A 658-nucleotide genomic window follows, 5' to 3' on the forward strand; every position below is an offset into this window, starting at 1 on the left:
GGGGCGGGCAGGGAGCGTCGGTCGAGCTTTCCTTGCGGGGTGAGGGGGAGGGTGTCGAGGTGGACGAAGTTCCTCGGGATCATGTAGTCGGGGAGGTGTCCGGCGAGGGTGTCGCGGAGTTCGCTGGTGGTGGGAGGTGCGGTGCCCGGTTCCGGCACGAGATAGGCGACCAGATCCGTACGGCCGTTCGCCTCCTGGTGCGGAAGGACAACGGCCTCGCGCAGACCGGCCACCTGCGCCAACTGGGCTTCGATCTCGCCGAGTTCGATGCGGTATCCGCGGATTTTGACCTGGGCGTCGGCCCGGCCCAGGTATTCCAGTTCGCCGTCGGCCGTCCAGCGGGCGAGGTCGCCACTGCGGTAGAGCCGGGCTCCCGGTGTCCGTCCCAGGTGATCGGGGACAAAACGCTCGGCCGTGAGGGCCGGCCGCGCGTCGTACCCGCGCGCGAGCCCCGCCCCCGATATACACAGTTCGCCGATGACACCGATCGGGGTGGGGTTCCCGTACGGGTCGAGGACATGGAGTCGGAGGTCCGGGAGGGCGCGCCCGATTCCGGTGGCGCTGTTGTTCAGTTGGTTTTCGTCGATTTCGTTGGTGGTGACGTGGACGGTGGTTTCGGTGATGCCGTACATGTTGATGAGGCGGGGTGTGGTGCAGC

The 658-nt window shown here is 67.6% G+C and carries 1 protein-coding gene; it reads right to left on the bottom strand.

Annotated features, from left to right (window positions below):
* Positions 1–658, bottom strand: a 658-nt coding sequence (locus tag IEZ15_RS44215; RefSeq protein WP_189282550.1) for an AMP-binding protein, incomplete at both ends; no start/stop codon positions are given.

Source organism: Streptomyces atratus (assembly GCF_014648655.1).
GTDB classification, from domain to species: domain Bacteria; phylum Actinomycetota; class Actinomycetes; order Streptomycetales; family Streptomycetaceae; genus Streptomyces; species Streptomyces atratus.